The organism is Streptosporangium sp. NPDC050148, from assembly GCF_055586505.1.
In genome coordinates, this window is sequence record NZ_JBVJIA010000016.1 from 40,522 (window position 1) to 58,931 (window position 18,410).

19 protein-coding genes are annotated in these 18,410 nt (G+C 71.1%); 4 read left to right on the top strand and 15 right to left on the bottom strand.

Features of this window, described 5'->3' with window-relative positions:
* Positions 1–195: 195 nt before the first annotated feature.
* Together ACZ6RT_RS19315 and ACZ6RT_RS19320 are read right to left on the bottom strand one after the other, a co-directional pair.
* On the bottom strand, positions 196–1,062 hold the full coding sequence (locus ACZ6RT_RS19315; protein ID WP_470155089.1) for a class F sortase: 867 nt from the start codon (positions 1,060–1,062) through the stop codon (positions 196–198).
* A gap of 11 nt (positions 1,063–1,073) precedes the next feature.
* A complete protein-coding gene (locus tag ACZ6RT_RS19320) occupies positions 1,074–2,468 on the bottom strand; it encodes a hypothetical protein (protein ID WP_470155091.1) in 1,395 nt (464 codons plus the stop codon).
* 273 nt (positions 2,469–2,741) lie between these two features.
* On the opposite strand from ACZ6RT_RS19320, the gene ACZ6RT_RS19325 reads away from it, so the two are divergent.
* Complete coding sequence (locus tag ACZ6RT_RS19325; RefSeq protein ID WP_399185698.1) at positions 2,742–3,887, top strand: acyl-CoA dehydrogenase family protein; 1,146 nt, start codon at positions 2,742–2,744, stop codon at positions 3,885–3,887.
* 120 nt (positions 3,888–4,007) lie between these two features.
* Here ACZ6RT_RS19325 and ACZ6RT_RS19330 read toward each other — a convergent pair whose 3' ends face one another.
* Positions 4,008–4,556: a hypothetical protein gene (locus tag ACZ6RT_RS19330; RefSeq protein WP_470155093.1), complete on the bottom strand. Its 549-nt coding sequence runs from the start codon at positions 4,554–4,556 to the stop codon at positions 4,008–4,010.
* A 103-nt stretch (positions 4,557–4,659) separates the two neighbouring features.
* Here ACZ6RT_RS19330 and ACZ6RT_RS19335 point away from each other — a divergent pair, with 103 nt between their 5' ends.
* The gene (locus ACZ6RT_RS19335) at positions 4,660–4,821 is read left to right on the top strand and encodes a hypothetical protein (protein WP_399185696.1); all 162 of its coding nucleotides are present in this window, start codon (positions 4,660–4,662) and stop codon (positions 4,819–4,821) included.
* Between the two features lie 86 nt (positions 4,822–4,907).
* Here the strand turns inward: ACZ6RT_RS19335 and ACZ6RT_RS19340 are convergent, their stop codons facing one another.
* The 4 genes from ACZ6RT_RS19340 to pdxH form a co-directional block, all read right to left on the bottom strand.
* Positions 4,908–5,684, bottom strand: coding sequence for an alpha/beta fold hydrolase (locus tag ACZ6RT_RS19340; RefSeq protein WP_399185695.1), 777 nt, complete (start codon positions 5,682–5,684; stop codon positions 4,908–4,910).
* A gap of 52 nt (positions 5,685–5,736) precedes the next feature.
* Positions 5,737–7,962 (bottom strand): ATP-binding SpoIIE family protein phosphatase, encoded by a 2,226-nt coding sequence (locus tag ACZ6RT_RS19345; protein ID WP_470155095.1) that lies wholly within the window; start codon positions 7,960–7,962, stop codon positions 5,737–5,739.
* A 117-nt stretch (positions 7,963–8,079) separates the two neighbouring features.
* Positions 8,080–8,784, bottom strand: a complete 705-nt coding sequence (locus ACZ6RT_RS19350; protein WP_344890183.1) for a metal-dependent transcriptional regulator — start codon at positions 8,782–8,784, stop codon at positions 8,080–8,082.
* A 344-nt stretch (positions 8,785–9,128) separates the two neighbouring features.
* Positions 9,129–9,782 (bottom strand): pyridoxamine 5'-phosphate oxidase, encoded by a 654-nt coding sequence (gene pdxH, locus ACZ6RT_RS19355; protein WP_344890186.1) that lies wholly within the window; start codon positions 9,780–9,782, stop codon positions 9,129–9,131.
* Between the two features lie 169 nt (positions 9,783–9,951).
* On the opposite strand from pdxH, the gene ACZ6RT_RS19360 reads away from it, so the two are divergent.
* Both ACZ6RT_RS19360 and serC read left to right on the top strand, forming a co-directional pair.
* The gene (locus ACZ6RT_RS19360) at positions 9,952–11,058 is read left to right on the top strand and encodes a citrate synthase 2 (protein ID WP_399185693.1); all 1,107 of its coding nucleotides are present in this window, start codon (positions 9,952–9,954) and stop codon (positions 11,056–11,058) included.
* A 314-nt stretch (positions 11,059–11,372) separates the two neighbouring features.
* Positions 11,373–12,482 carry a phosphoserine transaminase gene (gene serC / locus ACZ6RT_RS19365; protein ID WP_399185692.1) on the top strand — a complete coding sequence of 370 codons (1,110 nt, stop codon included), beginning with the start codon at positions 11,373–11,375 and terminating at the stop codon, positions 12,480–12,482.
* 49 nt (positions 12,483–12,531) lie between these two features.
* On the opposite strand, the gene ACZ6RT_RS19370 is transcribed toward serC, so the two are convergent.
* The 8 genes from ACZ6RT_RS19370 to ACZ6RT_RS19405 all read right to left on the bottom strand — a co-directional run bounded on the left by ACZ6RT_RS19370 (position 12,532) and on the right by ACZ6RT_RS19405 (position 18,394).
* Positions 12,532–12,939 carry a BlaI/MecI/CopY family transcriptional regulator gene (locus ACZ6RT_RS19370; protein WP_399185691.1) on the bottom strand — a complete coding sequence of 136 codons (408 nt, stop codon included), beginning with the start codon at positions 12,937–12,939 and terminating at the stop codon, positions 12,532–12,534.
* 209 nt (positions 12,940–13,148) lie between these two features.
* A complete protein-coding gene (locus ACZ6RT_RS19375) occupies positions 13,149–13,853 on the bottom strand; it encodes a GntR family transcriptional regulator (RefSeq protein ID WP_470155098.1) in 705 nt (234 codons plus the stop codon).
* Positions 13,854–14,131: 278 nt separating this feature from the next.
* Positions 14,132–14,779, bottom strand: a complete 648-nt coding sequence (locus ACZ6RT_RS19380; protein ID WP_399185689.1) for a rhomboid family intramembrane serine protease — start codon at positions 14,777–14,779, stop codon at positions 14,132–14,134.
* A gap of 146 nt (positions 14,780–14,925) precedes the next feature.
* Positions 14,926–15,690: a crotonase/enoyl-CoA hydratase family protein gene (locus ACZ6RT_RS19385; protein ID WP_470155100.1), complete on the bottom strand. Its 765-nt coding sequence runs from the start codon at positions 15,688–15,690 to the stop codon at positions 14,926–14,928.
* A 10-nt stretch (positions 15,691–15,700) separates the two neighbouring features.
* Positions 15,701–16,474: an SDR family NAD(P)-dependent oxidoreductase gene (locus ACZ6RT_RS19390; RefSeq protein WP_399185687.1), complete on the bottom strand. Its 774-nt coding sequence runs from the start codon at positions 16,472–16,474 to the stop codon at positions 15,701–15,703.
* A 33-nt stretch (positions 16,475–16,507) separates the two neighbouring features.
* Entirely contained in the window at positions 16,508–16,876 is a 369-nt protein-coding gene (locus ACZ6RT_RS19395) for an STAS domain-containing protein (RefSeq protein WP_399185686.1), read from the bottom strand.
* Between the two features lie 238 nt (positions 16,877–17,114).
* Positions 17,115–17,846 (bottom strand): energy-coupling factor ABC transporter ATP-binding protein, encoded by a 732-nt coding sequence (locus ACZ6RT_RS19400; RefSeq protein ID WP_344893369.1) that lies wholly within the window; start codon positions 17,844–17,846, stop codon positions 17,115–17,117.
* Positions 17,847–17,908: 62 nt separating this feature from the next.
* The gene (locus ACZ6RT_RS19405; RefSeq protein ID WP_470155272.1) at positions 17,909–18,394 is read right to left on the bottom strand and encodes an energy-coupling factor transporter transmembrane component T family protein; all 486 of its coding nucleotides are present in this window, start codon (positions 18,392–18,394) and stop codon (positions 17,909–17,911) included.
* Positions 18,395–18,410 lie beyond the last annotated feature (16 nt).

Consider the following 18,410-nt stretch of genomic DNA (forward strand, 5'->3'; position numbering starts at 1 on the left):
CCTGGTACAAACGGCTTCTACCCGGATCGCCCGGGCGGCTAACGAACGCGCCGGGCGCGCCGGGACGATCCACGGCGCGAGTGTGCTTCTCCGGTGAACCGTCCGGGCCAGCGGTCCACGCCCCGGTGGACCCTCCGGGAAGCGGTGCACGGCGCGGGAGCTTCCCCGGCGCCCCGTCCGCGAAGCGGGCGGTGCTCAGGCGCGGCGGGTCTTCGACAGGGTCGCGTAGACGATGATGTTGTCGGTGTAGTGGCCGGTCCTGGCGTTGTAGACGCCGCCGCAGGTGACGAGCCTCAGCGTCGCCTCACCGGTGTTGCCGTAGACCCGCTTCGACGGGAACGCCTTCTTGCTGACCTGCTCCACGCCGTCGACCGTGAACTCCGCGACGGTCCCGTCCGTCCGGGAGACCTTGATCTTGTCCCCGCGCTTGACCTCCTTGAGGCGGCTGAAGACCGCGGCCCCGCGCTTGTTGTTCACGTGTCCCAGCACGACCGAGGGGCCCTGCTGCCCGGGGATCGGGCCGTGCTTGTACCAACCGGCCTGGTTGGGCCGGCTCAGCGGGGGTGTCTGGATCTCCCGCTTGGAGTCGACGCCGAGCGCCATCAGCGGGGCCATCACCCCGATCCTCGGGATGGCCAGGCGGCGGGGCTTCACCCCGTCGCTCTTCAGCGGCTCCGGAGGCTGGACCACGGGCGGCGGCGGGGCCGCCGTGGGAGCGGCCGCCGTCAGCGGGACGTCGAGCCCGCCCGGTCCCACCGAGGACGGCAGCGTCACCCCGGGAGGCTGCTGGTCGGTGACCGGCTGCCCTCCTCCAGGGACCTCCTGCGGCCCCAGGGTGCTGCCCGCCGCCTGCGGCACGGGCGGCCCGTACGGCTCGTCCTGCTCCACCGGAGACAGGTAGGTGAGCAGCCCGGCCATGATCGCGGCCACTCCGCCGAGGGAGCCGGCCACCAGGAGCCCGCCCATCAGCAGGTTCCCCTTGCGCCTGGGCGCGGGGCCACCACCGTGGTAGGGGTCGTGGCCGCCGTGGTACTGGTCGGGGCCGGTGGGTCCTTGGTACATCCGGGCCTCCTTCAGCCGTCCCTCTGGCCTCGCGCGTGTGCCGCTCGCCGCCTCATCAGAGCCACGCCGCCGAGCGCGCTCCCGGCCACCATCGCCGTCCCCGCGCCCAGCAGCCCCAGGCCGGAGGAGCCTCCGCCCGGTGCCTCGCCGGTCTGCGCCCCGCCGCTCGGCGTGATGACCACCTGGGGCGTGGTCGGCGCGGTCCTGGTGGGGATGACGGTGGCGGTCACGGTCAGGGTCGGCCTGGGCGTCGAGGTGCCGCCGTTCGGCCCGGCCGACGGGTTACCGCTCTGGCTGGTGGTCACGGTCGGGGAGGCGGTGGTGGTGGGGGTGCCCGTCGGCGTACCGGTGGGGGTGACGCTGGGAGTGCCGGTCGGGGTCACCGTCGGGCTGCCCGTGGGGCCCGTCGGGGTGACCGTGGGGCTCGCCCCCGCCTCGGAGATGGTGACGTCCACCGAGACCGGCGCGCTGACGAGCGTGCAGGTGGCCCGGTACTCCTCCGGCGGGTTCTGCAGCTCCCTGGTGATCACCCGGAACGCGTCGAGCTGCGCCCACTTCCCGTTCTCCAGGTTCCTGACGTCGATGGTGTGCTTGCCGTACTTGAGGCCGTTGAACCTCCACAGCGTCACCCCGCCCTGGTGCGCGGCGTTCGTCGGCGTGCCGTCGGCGTTCTTCGAGGCGTCGACGAAGGACGGCGTGGCGTCCTGGCCGTCGATCCGGAACCCGACCTGTCCCGCCTCGACGCTGCGCCGGGCGACGTACTCGATCCCGGTGCCGGTGAAGGTGAAGGAGGTCCAGGAGTTCACCTGCTTCGTGCGGTGAAGGTCGCGGCCGTGGTCGCCGATGCTCGGCGGCTGGTCGTTCAGGTCCTGCCAGTCGCCCGCCGCGTGGTAGCTCACCCGGGGGTCGTCGTCGTTGACCATGACCTCACCGGCCGGGGGGATGAAGTCCACGAACAGCTTCCGGGGAGTGACCTTGATCTTGCCGGCCTCGGCGGTGTGGGCGGAGTCGGAGATCCCCTCGGGAAGCTTCAGGATCTTGCCGGGCTGGAGCTTGCCGGGCTGGTCGGCGGAGCCCTTCGGCTGCAGGACACCGACCCAGCTCCCGGAGATCTGCACGTTCCCGGTGACCAGGGTCTTGGCCCCGGCCTCGAAGTAGTCCGGTGAGCCGAACCTGGCCGGGTCACCGTTCTTGTAGTTGAGGTCCCAGCCGATGCTGAGCGGTTCGCCGACCTTGAGCGTCGTGGGGATCGACACCTTGGTACGGAGGTTCACCGTGCCGCCGTTCAGGGCGATGCCGCCCTTGCAGCTGTAGTCGACCACGAGTTCGGCGTTGCTGGCACCGGCCGCGCCCGAGGGCAGCGCGACCAGCGCGCCGCCGAAAAGGAACAGGGCCGAGACCGCCACGGTCCTAGGGAGCCGAGATCGCCACCGAACCACCACACACTCCGATCACGAAGGCCGCCCTGAACGGGCATACCCATGGCACACCGAGGGTAGATCGTACGGTTTCACCCGTCTTCGCCGCAGCGAGATGATGGGTACGGGCGGATACCGTGGCGCACTTGTGATCTGGACGGATCCCCGCGCACCTCCACGAAGGTCGCGGGAGGCCCGGAACCGGGTGTACCTGAAAGTAACAGAATCGTATTCTGTACCACGGACCCTAGGAGGCACACCGTGCAGCGAGACCTTTTCGAGGAGGAGCACCAGCTCTTCCGGGAGACCGTACGCGAGTTCCTGGCCCGTGAGGTCGCCCCCCACCACGACCGCTGGGAGAAGGACGGCATCGTCCCGCGCGACGTGTGGAAGAAGGCCGGCGAGATCGGGATGTTCGGCTTCGGCGTGCCCGAGGAGTTCGGCGGGGCGGGGATCAGCGACTTCCGCTACAACGCCGTGATCGTCGAGGAGGTCATGGCGATCGGCGCGACCGGCCTGGGCTACTCGCTGCACAACGACGTGATGGCCCCGTACTTCGTGGACCTCACCGACGACGAGCAGAAGGCACGCTGGCTGCCCGGGTTCGTCAGCGGCGAGCTGATCACGGCGGTCGGCATGAGCGAGCCCGGCGCCGGGAGCGACCTGCAGGGCATCCGGACGACGGCCGTGCGCCAGGGCGACCACTACCTGCTCAACGGCCAGAAGACCTTCATCACCAACGGCATCAACTCCGACCTGGTCGTCGTGGTCGCCAAGACCGACCCGGAGGCCAAGGCCCGCGGGATCTCGCTGCTCGTCGTCGAACGGGGCATGGAGGGCTTCACCCGGGGACGCAACCTGGAGAAGATCGGCATGCACGCCCAGGACACGGCGGAGCTGTTCTTCGACAACGTCCGGGTGCCCGCGGCCAACCTGCTCGGCCCGCAGGAGGGGCAGGGCTTCTTCCAGCTCATGGCCAACCTGCCGCAGGAGCGCCTGTCCATCGCGGTGATGGCGGTGGCGGCGGCGGAGACGGTGCTGCGGACGACCATCGAGTACTGCAGGAACCGCACGGCGTTCGGCCGCAACATCGGCAGCTTCCAGAACACCCGGTTCGTCCTGGCCGAGCTGGACACCGAGGTGGACATCGCCCGCCACTACGTGGACAGGTGCATCCTTGCCCTGAACGCCGGAGAGCTCACCGCTGTGGACGCCGCCAAGGCCAAGTGGTGGACCACCGAGCTGCAGACCAAGGTCATCGACCGCTGCCTCCAGCTGCACGGCGGGTACGGCTACATGATGGAGTACCCCGTCGCCAAGGCCTGGGTCGACAGCCGGGTGCAGACCATCTACGGCGGTACCACCGAGATCATGAAGGAGATCATCGGCCGTTCCTTCGGCTTCTGAACGGGCTCCCGACCTGTCTCGGGACCGGCGCCTGGGAACCCGGCCCCGGAGCGGCTTCCGGACCGGTTCGACCCGGTCCCGGCCCGGGATCCGGGCCGGCCGGTCCCCGTGCCGGCCCCGTCACTCCTCGGTGATCTTGTCGATCTGCACCGCCACCCCGTCCTTGATGGTCACTTCGGCGAAGAGGACGACGTCCTTCTGCAACGCCTCCTGGAGCTGTTCCATCGAGCAGCTGCGCGGGGCCTTGCCGTTGCTGCAGATCACTCCCTTCGCGTCGTTCACCACCGTGAACGGCAGCAGGAGCGCCTTCACCTCCTGGTCGCTCTCGGGGGTCACCGTGATCGCGTCCACCCCGCGCAGGGCGAGCTGCCCGCGCACCTTGGCGTCGACGCCCCGGCCACCGGGGACGCTCACCGACGGTGACGGCGAGAGCGCGTCGGGCGAGGAGGTCTCGGACGCGGAGGGGGAGAGCGAGGGGACGGCCGAGGGCGAGGCCGACGGCGAGGGAAGGGGGGTCGGGGACGACAGGGACGGGGAGGCGGAGGCGGTCACCGTGACGGTCGCGGTCGGCGCCGCCGCGGACACGCCCACCCCGCCCGAACACGCGCAGAGGCCGGCGGCCAGCATCGCCAGCGGCAGGACCGGCGTCATCTTCGATGTTCTGTTCACGAGACGCAACGATCTCATGGGCCGGGCACAACGGTTAACCGGCCGCGGGAACGGCTCCGCCGACGCATACTGGTCAGCGGAGACCTCCACGGGATGGTGACGAATGGACAGCGGGCTGATTCTGCTGGTCTTCCTGGCGTTCCTGTTCGCCTGGGGCCTGAACCGGGTGCGACGCGCCTTCCGGCTCGGTCCGATGGCGTACGCGGGCGTCATGATCGTGTTCGTCGTCGTGATGCTCGCCGTCTGGGGCCAGACCTTCCGCTAGCCGCGCCGCGGACCGGGCCTGACCTTCCCCGGCCGCGAGCCGGACCGGGGCCTTCCACCGGCCGGGCCCGAGGGGCGGGATCCGCCCTACCCGGACGACGCCTCCAGCAGCACGCGCGCGACCAGCTCGGGATCGTCCGTCATCGGCAGGTGACCGCAGCCGCGCAGCAGTTTCACCCGCTGCCCGGACCACCGGGCGGCCCGGACGGCCTGGCGGCGCACGAGCAGCCGGTCGCGCTCACCCCAGGCGATCGTCACCGGCACCTTGGGCGGCGCGGGAGGCATCAGCCCGGTGAACGAGACCAGGGTCTCGTCGAATCCGGGGGCGTCCCCGAGCGCCTGGAGGGCGGCGAGCAGCGCCTGCGGGGAGAGGTCGGCGGGACGGGCCACCATCAGGCCCGCGGCCAGCGTGCGGCCCAGCGGATCTTCGGCGAGGGCGAGCGCGCGGCCCGGGGGGAGTCTCCTGGCCGAGACCCTGCTCAGGCGCAGGACGGCTCGCGCGTACGCGAGTTCGGTACGGTTCCAGAACCCCGCCGGAGACAGCGCGGTGGCCGAGCGGACCACGGCGCGCGAGGCCAGTTCGAGGGCGACGTAGCCGCCGAGGGAGTTGCCCGCCACGTGAGGGTCGCGCAGGCCCAGGATCGCGAAGAAGGACTCGACCGCGTCCGCCAGGCTCTCGGGCGTGTACGGCGTGCCGGACGGCAGCGGCGGTGACACCCCGAAGCCGGGAAGGTCGACGGCGATCACGTCGCGCTCGGTGGCGAGCCGGTCCAGCACTGGCAGCCATGCCTGCCAGTGATGCCCGATCCCGTGCAGCAGGACCAGGGACGGACCCGTACCTCGCCGTTCGAACGCCAGCTCCATGCCCCGAGTCAACCACTGATCGGGAGCACGTTCCAGCCCGGCCGGCGGTGGCTCAGCGCGACCTGGTGGGGATCTCGAACCAGACGGCCTTGCCCTCCTTGGTGGGGCGCGAGCCCCAGCGTCTGGCGAGCTGGTCGACCAGGTAGAGACCCCGGCCGCCCTCGTCGTTCTCCCCGGCGCTGCGGATGCGCGGCAGCCGCAGGTCCTGGTCGAAGACCTCGACCCAGACCGACTCCCCGCCCCGCCGGAGCCGGAGCGTGAACTCCTTCTCGCTGACGACGTCGTCCTCGAAGCCGGGGACGTCCCAGGACTCGTCGAACGGCAGCGGAGGGCCGTCCATCGACAGTTCCCTGCGCGGGACGCTGGCGGTGGCGGCGTGCAGCACGACGTTGGTGACGACCTCGGAGACCAGCAGGCAGGCGAGCTCGGCCCGCTCCTCGGGGACGTTCCAGCTGACGAACGCCTCCAGGGCCATCCTGCGCGCCTCCCCCACCATGATCGGCTGGGCCGGGAAGGTGCGCTCCTCGACGGCCAGGTCCTCGGAGGCGGACCTGATCACGAGGATGGCCATGTCGTCGTCGATCTCGCCGGGCACCGCGACGGTGGCGACGTCGGCGATGCGCTCGACGGAGGCGTCGCTGAGCTCGGCGAGCTTGCCGCAGAGCTGCGCCAGCGTCTCCTCGACGTCGGGCGGATGGCCGTCGGCGTCGCGGAGGGGGCGACGATCGACGAGCCCGTCGGTGTAGAGGAGCAGGGCCGCCCCGCGGGGCAGCGTGCGCGTCTCCTCCTTGTAGACCAGGTCCGCGTGCAGTCCCTTGGCCCGTACGCCCAGCGGCTGGCCGACCTCGCGGATGTCCAGCTCGGTGCAGGTGTCACCGATGAGCAGCAGCGGGGGGGCGTGACCGGCGTTGGCGAACGACAGCTGCCGCGACCAGGCGTCGTAGACGAGGTACTGGCAGGTGACGATGGGCGGGATGCTGATGTCGGCGCCGCTCTCGTCCTGCTCGGGGGTGGCGATGATGCGCGTCCACTCGTCGAGCCTGGCCAGGATCTCCGCGGGCGGCTTGTCGTCCTGGGCGAAGGCGCGCAGCGCCGCGCGCAGCTGCCCCATCACCGCCGCCGCCTTGGCGCCCCTGCCCTCGACGTCGCCGATGACGATGCCGACCCGGCCCGCCGAGAGCGGGATGACGTCGTACCAGTCGCCGCCGACCTGTGTCTGGATGCCCTGCCCGTGGCTGGCCAGGGGTGCGGCCGGGTAGTAGCGGACCGCGATCTCCAGCCCGTCGAGCTGCGGCAGCGCACGGGGCAGCAGGTGCTTCTGGAAGGACTCCGCGGTGTGCCGCTCCTCCTCGAACAACAGGGCGTTGTCGACGGCCAGGGCGACCCGGGTGGCGATGGCCCCCACGAAGTCGCGGTCGAAGGCGTCGTAGTGCGGGCTGCGCCGGTCGGTCAGGTTGGACAGCCCCAGGTACATCAGCCCCAGGGTCTCGCCGCGCACGCACAGCGGCGCCACGATGGCCGAGGTCATGCCGATCTCGGCGGCCAGGCGGGTGTTGGCCTCGCCGGTGCTGGGATAGCTGGTCTGGGAGAAGTCCTCGACGAGGATCGTCTCCTGGCGTCGCAGCGCGGTGTCGGCGTAGTGGCCCGCCGGATAGCGGATCTCCGCGCCGACCGGCGCCCAGGTGTCGGCAGGCGGGCTCCATCCCTGGACGTGGGTGGAGACCCTGCGGACCATCCGGCCCTCCTCCATCAGTTCGATGAAGCAGTGGTCGGCGAACTGCGGGACGAGCATCTCGGCGACGCGCTTGAGCGTCTCCTCGACGTACAGCGAACCGGCGAGGCGCTCGCCGATGCGTTCCAGCAGCCCGAAGCGGTCCTTCTCGCGCTCGTTGCTGCGCATCGCCTCGCGGGCGGTGATGACGATGCCCGTCACCGCTCCCGAGGGATGGCGCAGCGGCACGGCCTGGGCCCGGACGTAGATGATCGTTCCGTCTCCGCGCCTGACGTCGAACGTGCCCTCCCAGACGCCGCCCTTGAGGACGTGCTTGGAGAGCTCGACGGCCAGCGGGTGGTCCTTCTCCATGATGCCCAGGGAGAGGGACGGGTCGCGGGGCCCGGACGTTCCCGGACGTCCGAAGAGCCTTTCCGCGAAAGGGTTCCAGTAGAGCAGGTTGCTGAACCTGTCGGTGACGACCACCGCCATCTCAGCATGGTCCAGGACGGAACCGGCCGTAAGGTGCTCGGCGGCGTCCTGGGAAACATCCCCCCACCGCTTCATCCGGCGACCGCCCCTCGTGGGCGGGTGTGTGCAAAGCGAACCACGGTTGCTCCTGCAGTCTCGGCCTGGGAGCGGAGGGACTCCCGAACGGGATCCAACCGAGCTAAGGGGCCTCGGTCAGCGTGTGGAGACGAAAACGTGAGCTGCAATCTCTCGCGGGAGAACCGCAAGGAAATTGTCCGCCTCGTTATCACCTGTCACCCGCACACCGTCGTCGCTCGCCGCGAGCGTCACCTCGCGTCCGGGTTGTATCCCAACTTGCTTGAGTTTAAGCATCACAGCCGGATCGCTTTGCACTTGTTCGCTAATTCGCCGCACCACAGCGGGTATATCTCTGGGTCCGGCCATCGCGGCCATCGACGGCAGCGTCTCCAGGCGGCCCTCGGGCAGGCCGATGACGCCGAGTTCCTCCAGGCCGGGGATCGGGTTGCCGTGCGGGTCCTCGGTGGGATTGTTCAGCAGGCCGACCAGCCGCGCCTCCACCGACTCGGACATGACGTGCTCCCAGCGGCAGGCCTCGATGTGCACCTCCTCCCAGGGCAGGCCGATCACCTGGGTGAGCAGGCACTCCGCGAGCCGGTGCTTGCGCATGACGCGCGTGGCGAGCGTGCGTCCCAGGTCGGTCATGGTCAGGTGCCGGTCGCCCTCGACGCGGACGAGGCCGTCGCGTTCCATCCGGGCGACCGTCTGGCTGACCGTGGGACCGCTCTGCTGGAGCCGCTCGGCGATGCGAGCGCGCAGGGGGACGATGCCCTCCTCCTCCAGCTCGAAGATCGTACGAAGGTACATCTCCGTCGTGTCGATCAGGCCGTGTGCGGTCAAGGTTTCCTCCCGTCCTCTCTCGATGCTACGTCCATGGCGCGGCGTTCCCGGGAGAGCGGCGCGGGACCTTGGAAGTTTGAGAACACGACCCTATTGGGAGAACGGGCCGCGGTGACAAGGGACAGCAACACCGACGGTCATGAAATCCTTCCCGAGCAGCCGGAACGGCCTCCGCGAGGGGTCCGCGACCGGCTCCGGGGACGGCGGGCGGGCGCGGGCCGGCCGGATGCCCGCGAATGAGATCCCCTGCCCCGCTCCCCTCCCCCTCAACGGACATATACGGATATATGAATGAATAGAGGGCAGGCTTCCCAGGATCGGGCGTCCGGCCCCGAGGCACGTTCTCAGGGCGCCAGGCGTTCGACCACCCAGGAGGCACCGGAGCGGCGGTAACGGAGGCGGTCATGCATGCGGTCGGTACGGCCCTGCCAGAACTCCACCTCCGCGGGCACCACGCGGAACCCGCCCCAGAAGTCGGGGACCGGCGGGTCGTCGGGCCAGCGCTCCGCCAGCTCCTCGTACCGGTCGTCCAGCTCCTGCCGGGAGTTCACGACCGCCGACTGCCGCGACGCCCAGGCGCCGATCCGCGACCCGTAGGGGCGGGTCCTGTAGTAGGCGGCCGACTCCTCGCGGGGCAGCCGCACCACCCTCCCCTCGACCCGCACCTGACGGCGGATCGAGTGCCAGGGGAACAGCAGGGCGGCCCGCGGGTTCTCCGCCAGGTCCCGGCCCTTGCGCGACTCGTAGTTGGTGTAGAACACGAACCCGTTCTCGTCGTACCCCTTGAGCAGTACGGTCCTGGCCGTCGGCCGGCCGCCCGCCGAGGCCGTCGCCAGCACGGTCGCGTTCGGCTCGGGAAGCCCGGCGTCCACGGCGTCGCCGAACCAGGCGGCGAACTGCGAGACGGGGTCGGGTGCGAGATCGGCCTCCAGCAGAGGCAGTCCCTGATACGTACGGCGAAGTCCCGCCACCGAAGGCGGTCGCGATGCGGCATCCACGGGAAGGTATTCTCGCGTGCCGAGCCGGAAGCCCGTACGGCGCCCCCCACCTGCGGCGATCGCGTTCAGGCGGGTCCGGCGGCACACCGCCTCGCCCCAGGGGGTTGAATATGACCCGCCGGTATCTCGACATCAAGGCTTTGACTTCAAGAAAGGGAGGCGGCCGAGAATGTCCGACTTCAAACCCGGGCTCGAAGGCGTAGTAGCTTTCGAGACGGAGATCGCGGAACCGGACAAAGAAGGGGGCGCCCTCCGCTATCGGGGCGTCGACATCGAAGAGCTGGTCGGCCGCGTCCCCTTCGGGAACGTGTGGGGCCTGCTCGTCGATAACGAGTTCCAGCCGGGGCTGACCCCGGCCGAGCCTTGCCCCGTTCCTGTCCATTCCGGTGACGTCCGCGTCGACGTCCAGAGCGGGCTGGCCATGCTGGCCACCACGTACGGCTTCAAGCCGCTGCTCGACATCGACGACGCGCAGGCCCGCGCCGACCTCGCGCGCGCCAGCGTGACCGCCCTGAGCTTCGTCGCCCAGTCCTCGCGCGGCAAGGACAGGCCCGAGGTCCCCCAGAGCGAGATCGACAAGGGCCGGACCATCGTCGAGCGCTTCATGATCCGCTGGCAGGGAGAGCCCGACCCCCGCCACGTCAAGGCCATCGACGCCTACTGGACGTCCGCCGCCGAGCACGGCATGAACGCCTCCACCTTCACCGCCCGGGTCATCGCCTCCACCGGAGCCGACGTCGCCGCCGCGCTGAGCGGTGCGGTCGGCGCCATGTCCGGGCCGCTGCACGGTGGCGCGCCCGCGCGCGTGCTGCACATGATCGAGGGCGTCGAGCAGGTCGGCGACGCCAAGAAGTACGTGCAGTCCGAGCTCGACAAGGGCCAGCGGCTCATGGGCTTCGGCCACCGCGTCTACCGTGCCGAGGATCCCCGGGCGCGCGTGCTCCGCCGCACCGCCAAGGAGCTCGGCGCACCGCGGTACGAGGTCGCCGCGGCGCTGGAGAAGGCGGCGCTGGAGGAGTTGCACGCCCGCAAGCCCGACCGGGTGCTCGCCACCAACGTCGAGTACTGGGCCGCGGTCATCCTGGACTTCGCCCAGATCCCCTCGTCCATGTTCACCTCGATGTTCACCTGCGCCCGTACCGCGGGCTGGGCCGCCCACATCCTGGAGCAGAAGCGCACGGGCAGGCTCGTCCGCCCCAGCGCCGACTACGTGGGTCCCTCCCAGCGGTCGGTCCAGGACGTCCCCGGGGCCTCCGAGGTCGTCGGCTCCGTCTAGAGATCTCCGCCTCCTCCCTCGCGGCTGCCGCGCGGACGTCCCGCGCGGCAGCCGTCACCGGCCGCCCGCTCCCCCGCGGCACCGGCCCCTCGCGCCCGTCCCGCGCGACGACCGTCCTGCCCGGCATCGCCGCATCGGCCCCTCGCGTCCGTCCCGCACGCTGCCCGTCCCGCGCGGCATCGCCCCTTCGCGACGACCCGTCCCTGCACCCTTCGCGATGACCCGTCCATGGACGCCGCCCATTTCCTGACACGTCTCGTCTCAGAATCCGGACCCCGTCCTGGAACGCCCCGCGGGCTCAGTAGGCTGGTCAGGTGGCTGACATCGTGATTCCCTCTGACATCAAGCCCGCCGACGGCCGTTTCGGCTGCGGGCCCTCGAAGGTGCGCCCCGAGCAGCTCTCGGCTCTCGCGGCCTCCGGTGCCGCCGTCCTGGGCACCTCTCACCGCCAGAAGCCGGTCAAGTCGCTCGTCGGGCGCGTCCGCGCGGGGCTGTCGGAGCTGTTCTCCCTCCCCGAGGGGTACGAGGTCGTCCTCGGCAACGGCGGCACGACCGCGTTCTGGGACATCGCCGCCTTCGGGCTGATCCGCGAGAGGTCCCAGCACCTGCACTTCGGCGAGTTCTCCTCCAAGTTCGCCTCGGTCGCCGCCAAGGCGCCGTGGCTCGGCGACCCGACCGTGATCAAGTCGGAGGTCGGCAGCCACCCCGAGGCCAGGACCGAGGAGGGCGTCGACGTCTACGCGCTCACCCACAACGAGACCTCCACCGGCGTGGCGATGCCGATCCGGCGGGTGGGCGAGGAGGGCTCGCTCGTGCTCGTCGACGCCACCTCCGGCGCCGGCGGCCTGCCGGTCGAGGCGAGCGAGTTCGACGTCTACTACTTCGCCCCGCAGAAGAGCTTCGCCTCCGACGGCGGCCTGTGGATCGCCCTGATGTCCCCGGCCGCGCTGGCCCGGGTGGACGAGATCGCCGCCGGCGGTCGCTACGTCCCCGAGTTCTTCAGCCTGCCGGTCGCCATCGACAACTCCTCCAAGGACCAGACCTACAACACCCCCTCGGTGGCCACGCTCTTCCTGCTCGCCGACCAGATCGAGTGGATGAACGGCAACGGCGGCCTGGCCTGGACGACGGCCCGCACGGCCGACTCGGCCCGGCGCCTGTACACCTGGGCCGAGAAGACCTCCTACACCACCCCGTTCGCCGGGCCGGAGTTCCGCTCCAACGTGGTCGGCACGATCGACTTCGCCGACGAGGTCGACGCCTCGGCGATCGCGAAGGTGCTGCGCGCCAACGGCATCGTCGACACCGAGCCCTACCGCAAGCTCGGCCGCAACCAGCTGCGCGTCGCCATGTTCCCGGCCGTCGACCCCGACGACGTCGAGGCCCTGACCGCCTGCATCGACTACGTCGCCGAGCGGCTGTAGCCGCCGTCCGGGCCGTCTCCCGGGGTCGGGGGACGGCCCGCGGGGCGTCTCAGGGCAGCACGCTCGGGAGGCCGCCCGCCCCGGGGGCGTGCACCCGTTCCCCGGTGCGCCGGGCCAGCTCGTGCAGCAGGCGCAGGGCGTCGTCCGGGGCCACCCCCTCGGCGAAGCGGGAGAGCACCGGTGCCCGGTCCGGACTGCCCTCCAGGGCGGCGAGCATCAGCCCCGCCACGTGTTCGTCCCGGGAGCGGCTGGCGGTGTAGCGGAAGGCGTTGCGCGCGGGGGCCCTCTCCAGCAGCCCCTTCCTGACGAGGCGCTCGGCGACCGTCTGCACGGTGGTGTAGGCCAGGTTCCGTTCCTCGTCCCGGTTCAGCATGTCCTGTACCTGGCGGACCAGCAGTGGCTGCTTACAGCCCCACAGCACGTCCATGATCGCGCGTTCCAGGGATCCCAGGTTCACCCGCGGCCACCTCTCGAGGATCGCGCCCGGCGGTGACGGCCCCTGTGGAACACGTACGGGCACGCCGCCGAGCAGGTCCACACATGAAATTTTGTCATATTGTCACTTAAATACCTCGATGCGGCCATAGCAGATGGCCCTCGACATGATCGTTTGGCCTCTTCCGGACGCGTCCGGCCGGTGAGCGACCACCGGTGAACGGCCGCCGGTCAGAACTGGTCGGCGCCGGTGACCTGCGCGATGGGGAAGACGTGACGCGAGGCGGCGCAGACCGTCTCCAGCACGTGCACCGGGGTGCCGTCCTCGGAGTAGGCGGCGCGCAGGATCCGCACGACCCACTCGCCGGGATCGAGCCGGAGCGTCCCGGCCTCGGACGGGGAGGGTGGCCGGGCCACCAGGTGCTCCTCGGCGTGGCCGAACCGGTGGCCGAGCGCCTCGATCGCGGCCTGCAGGCTGGGCCGCAGGAAACCAGGGTCCGCCAGCGGAGTCCCGCCGAAGAGGTCCAGGCGGAGGTAGCTGGTGGCGACGCGTACGGGCACCTCGTCGGCGAACATCATCTTCCTGCGGGCCAGGACCTCCGTGCCGGGCTCGACCCGCAGCGCGGCGGCGACGTCGTCACCGGCCGGCTCGGGGCCGACGTAGAGCATCCTGCGGGTGGGCCGTACGCCCTGGCGGGCGGCCTCGGTGACGAAGAGCGACTCCGAGCCCCGTACCGCGGGCTCGGTGGGGATCGCGCGCCGGACGATCACCCGGGGCCCGCCGGCGGCCTCCCGGCCCGTCCGCCCCGCACGCTCCTCGTGCCCGCCGTTCCGGGTGCGCCCGTCGTGCCCGCCGTGCCCGGGCTGCTCGTCGTGCCCGGTGCGTCCGTCTCGTCCGTCGTCGGCCGGAGCGCCGGTCGCGGTGTCGTTCCCCATGGCCGCAGGCCCTCCTCAGCGATGATGCTCCCGGCCGACCCTATTCGATCCTGAGGGACGCGGACCGCCACCCGGCACCGGAGGTCACCCGGTACCGCGCGGGTCCCCTACGGCGTCCACAGGCCCGTCCGGCGCCCGTCAGGACGAAGGGGGTGAGAGGCCGAACCGACACGTCCGCTCACCCGATCGGAGCGGGGTGGACGGCCCCTCGCCCGGCGAGCCGTCCCGGCGGACCCAGCGGGCCGTCCCGGCCGGAAGGACCCGGTCCGGGACGCGCCTCAGCGGGCCGGGGAGAGAGCGCGGCGCCTGCGGCGCACCACCCAGGCCGCGAAGACGCCGCCCACGAGCCCGAACAGGTGCCCCTGCCAGGAGATGCCCGCCTCGCCGGGCAGGACGCCCCAGATGATCGAGTAGTAGGCGATCGCCACGCCCACGCCCACGATGATGTCCAGGGCCCGGCGGTCGAACAGCCCTCGGGCGACGACGAAGCCGAAGTAGCCGAAGACCAGCCCGCTGGCGCCGACCGTGAGGGTCTGCGGCGCGCTGGTGAACCAGACGCCCAGGCCGCTGACCAGGACGACGATCAGGCTGGCGGCCAGGAACCGGCCGATCCCGCGCAGCGCGGCCAGGAATCCCAGGACCAGCAGGGGCAGCGAGTTGGCCATCAGGTGGCCGAACCCGGCGTGCAGGAAGGGCGCGAGGAAGATGCCTCCCAGGCCGTCGGGATCCCAGGCCCAGATGCCGTAGACGTCGAACTCCGCAGGAAGGACGTAATCGGCGATCTCGACCGCCCACATGGAGCCGACCATCAGGACGCTGATGATCGCGGCGCCCAGGGCGCCCGCCGCCAGACTTCCCGCCCTGCGCTTCAGGACGGCGCCGGTGGAGCGGCCGACGGGGGTCGTTCCGTGGGCGTGGTCGTTCATGCACTTCTCCCGGCCTCGGAGCGGTGGATGGGCGTCACGTGCCCTCGCCGCACTCGTCCATACCTTTACCGTACGCACTCTTGGCCGTGAACGCGCCAGGCGCGACCCTTTTGGATCGCGCCCGGCGGAAAATCCCTTGAAGGAGGTTACTCGCCCTTCCATTGGGGGGCGCGCTTCTCGGCGAAGGCCGCCGCGCCCTCCATGGCGTCCTTGGAACCGAACACCGGGTTGATGATCTCGCCCTGCTTCCTGAACATCTCCTCCCGGCTCCAGTCCGCGGACTCGATGATCACCCGCTTGGTGGCGGCGAGCGCCAGCGGGGCGTTGGCGGCGATCTTCTTCGCCAGCTCGACCGCCGTGGTCAGCGCCTCACCCGCGGGCGTGACGTGGTTGACCAGGCCGAGCTCGTACAGCCGGGAGGCGGGGAAGTGGTCGCCGGTCAGGGCGATCTCCATGGCGACGTGGTACGGGATGCGCCGCGGCAGCCGCATCACGCCGCCCGCACCGGCCACCAGGCCGCGCTTGGGCTCGGGCAGCCCGAACTTGGCCTCCTCGGAGGCGATGATGATGTCGCAGGCCAGCGCCAGCTCGCACCCTCCGGCCAGGGCGTAGCCCTCGACGGCGGCGATGAGCGGCTTCGTCGGCGGCGCCTCGACGAAGCCTCCGAAACCCCTCCCCTCCACCACCGGGAGGTCGCCGGTCAGGAACCCCTTGAGGTCCATGCCGGAGGAGAACGTGCCACCGGCGCCGGTCAGGACGTAGGCGGAGACGTCCCTGCGCTCCTCCATCTCGTCCAGGGCCGCGGCGACCCCGCGCGCGACGGCGCCGTTGATGGCGTTCCTGGCCTTGGGGCGGTTGATCGTGATGACGGCGACGCCGCCGTCCACGTCGACCAGAACCTCGTCAGACACCGGATGACTCCTACTTGGGCTGGAAGCGGATGCCGCCGTCGAAACGGATCGTCTCGGCGTTCATGTAGTCGTTCTCGATCAGCGCGCGGACCAGGTGCGCGAACTCCGACGCCAGGCCGAGACGCTTGGGGAAGGCCACCGGGGCGATGAGCTTGGCCTTGAACCCCTCCGACTCCGGCGAGGTGCCGTAGATCGGGGTGTCGATGATGCCGGGGCAGATGGTGTTGACGCGCACGCCGATGGCGGCGAGGTCACGCGCGGCCGGGACGGTCATGCCGACGATGCCGCCCTTGGACGCGGAGTAGGCCACCTGGCCGGTCTGCCCCTCCAGTGCCGCGATCGAGGCGGTGTTGATCACCACGCCGCGCTGGCCGTCCGCGTCGACCGGCTCGGTCCTGGCGATCGCCGCGGCGCCGATGCGCATGAGGTTGAAGGTGCCGATCAGGTTGACCTCGATGACCTTGCGGTACGAGGCCAGGTCGTGGGGCGAGCCGTCGCGGCCCACGGTCCGGCTGGCCCAGCCGATGCCCGCGCTGTTCACCACGACGCGCAGCGGGCTGCCGACCGCCACCGCCGCGTCCACGGCCGCCTGCACCTGCCCCTCGTCCGACACGTCGGTCTTGACGAAGACGCCGCCGAGCTCGCCCGCCAGGGACTTGCCGCGCTCCTCGTTGAGGTCGGCGATGACGACGGTGGCGCCGTGCGCGGCCAGGTCGCGGGCCGTGGCCTCGCCGAGGCCACTGGCGCCGCCCGAGATGATTGCTGCTGCTCCGTTCAGGTCCATGAGCGGACTTTAACGCGCCGACCGAATGAAGTTCTACTGGGGGTGGGGTAAATCTCCGCCCCGCTGGACCTCGCCGACGGCGCTGCCCACGTCCGGGTAGACCTTGATCCTCCGGTCCAGTCCGGTGGTGCGGAGGATCCTCGCCACCGGCGCCTGGGGGGCCGCCAGGCAGACGCCGCCGCCCTCGCCGGTGGCCAGCCGCCACGCCTCGATCAGCACCGACAGCCCGCTGGAGTCCATGAAGGACAGCGCGGTGAGGTCGAGGACCAGCCGTGAGCCGTCCAGCTTGATCGCCTCACGGACCTCGTCCCGCAGGAAGGGAGCGGTGAACAGGTCGAGCTCACCCTCGACGGCCACCACCACGGTGTCACCGACGGCGCGGCGAGCCAGCCGTAGCTTCATCAGTCCTCCTCGCGCCCGAAGGGCAGACCTACTTTACTTCGCCGTCACTCCGCGCGAGGTCGTGCGCGACTCTTCGGGAGAAGTTCACCCTCGCCACGCCCGCAGGTCCCTGCCCGTCGGCCTCGGCGGCACTTCCGGCACCGTACGGAACCCTTACTCTCCGTGGCCGCACCCCCTCCGGCGCCCGCCGGCCCTCCCGGCCCGGACGACCTCTCGAAGCGATCCCCGGTCCGTCCGCTCAGGGCGGGGCGAACCCGTAGGGCAGCTCCAGCCGGTGCGCGGCCAGCAGGGCGGCGTCGGTGAGGATCTCGCGGGTCGGCCCGTCCGCGGCGATGACGCCCCCCGAGAGGATCAGCGAGCGCTCGCAGAGCTCCAGCGCGTAGGGCAGGTCGTGGGTGACCATCAGCACGGTCACGTCGAGTCCCCGCAGGATCTCGGCCAGCTCGCGCCGGGAGGCCGGATCCAGGTTGGACGACGGCTCGTCGAGCACCAGGATCTCCGGCTCCATGGCCAGCACCGTCGCCACCGCGACCCGGCGGCGCTGCCCGAACGACAGGTGGTGCGGCGGCCGGTCGATCGTCTCCAGCATGCCCACGCGCTCCAGCGCGTCCCTGACCCGGCGCTCCAGCTCCTGTCCCGTCACCCCGGCGTTGGCCGGTCCGAAGGCCACGTCGTCGCGGACGGTCGGCATGAAGAGCTGGTCGTCGGGATCCTGGAAGACCAGCCCGACCCGCCTGCGGATCTCCGCGAGCGTCCCCTTGCCGACCGGCAGCCCTGCCACCGAGACCGTGCCGTGCCCCGCGGTCAGGATGCCGTTGAGGTGCATCACCAGCGTGGTCTTGCCCGCGCCGTTCGGCCCCAGCAGCGCCACCCGCTCGCCCCGCTCGACCCGCAGGTCCACGCCGAACAACGCCTGCGTGCCGTCCGGGTAGGCGTACGCCAGACGGCTCACCTCCAGCGACGGCGGCACGGGCACCGGCCCGGACGGCGACGGGAGCGGTGACGGCGAGGGCGCCGAGGACCAGGGCGAGCTCATGCGATCCCCCAGCTTCCGAGCAGCACGGCGAGCGCCGCACCCGGCAACATACCGGCGGCCAGCCACTGCCGCGGCACCGCGGACACGTCCTGGATCATCGGCATCGAGCCCGTGTACCCCCGGCTGAGCATCGCCAGGTGCACCCGCTCGCCCCGCTCGTACGAGCGGATGAAGAGCGCGCCGGCCGATCTGGCGATCACCGGGATGTGCCGCACGTCCCTGGCGACGAACCCGCGCGACTCCCTGGCCACCCGCATCCGGCGCATCTCGTCCAGGATGACGTCCAGGTAGCGGAGCATGAACATGGCGATCTGCACCAGCAGCGGCGGCAGCCTCAGGCGCTGGGCGCCCAGCAGCATCATCCGGGGCTCGGTGGTGGGGGGGGGGAGGGGGGGGGGGGGGGGGCGCCGAGGGGGGGGGGGGGGGGTGGTTTCGGGGGTCCACCACAAAACGAAACTTGGGGAGGAACCCACAAAAGGCATCCGCTCTACCAGCACA